Consider the following 797-nt stretch of genomic DNA (forward strand, 5'->3'; position numbering starts at 1 on the left):
TGTCAATGGCCATTACGTTCTGCCCATGGGCGGCCAGTTGATGTGCCCGCTGGTGGCCAGTAAAACTGCCCGGTTATGGCCAACAGATCTGCCCACTGATTCGTTTCGGCGGGGTCGGCCATCGTTGGGTTGGTCAGTTCAAGCGGGTCACTCCTTTTCCGGCGAGGGCCTGGGTAAGACGGACGGAATCGCCGCTGGTCTGGCAGACGTGGGCGTGGTGCAGCAGTCGGTCAACGGTGGCGGTGGCGAGGGTTTTGGGCATGAGCTCATCGAACCCGGCGGGGTGGAGGTTGGAGCTGATCGCGACGGAGCGTTTTTCGTAGGCTGCGTCCACGACCCGGTAGAGGCCTTCGGCGGCGTCCGTGGCCACGGGCAACAGACCAATATCATCGATGACCACGAGCTCGGCGCGCAGGATCCGGGCAACGGCCCGGGTGACGCTGTCATCGGTTCGGTGGGCGCGGATGAGGACGCCGAGGTCCTCGAGCCTGAACCAAGCGACCCGCATTCCGGCTTCGACGGCCTGCTGGCCGAGGGCTTCGAGGAAGAACGTCTTCCCCGTCCCCGAGGGCCCGCAGACGACCAAGTTTTCCCTGCGGGTGATCCATTCCAGGGTCCGCAGTGCCTGCTGGGTCGGGCCCGGGATGGAGGACGCTGCAGGGTCCCACGCCTCGAAGGTCTTCCCGGTCGGGAACCCGGCTGCTTTGCGGCGGGAAGCGAGCATGGACCGGGCCCGGCCGGCGGCTTCCTCCGTGAAGAGGGCCTTGATGACCTCGGCCGGTTCCCACCGCTGGGCG

The 797-nt window shown here is 66.4% G+C and carries 1 protein-coding gene; it reads right to left on the reverse strand.

Annotated elements, in window-relative coordinates:
- Nucleotides 1-133: 133 nt before the first annotated feature.
- A partial coding sequence (locus ACETK3_RS21340) for an ATP-binding protein (RefSeq protein WP_373993597.1) occupies nucleotides 134-797 on the reverse strand: 664 nt, incomplete at its 5' end.

Origin of the sequence: Arthrobacter sp. E44 (genome assembly GCF_041877125.1) — a bacterium.
Lineage (GTDB): Bacteria > Actinomycetota > Actinomycetes > Actinomycetales > Micrococcaceae > Arthrobacter.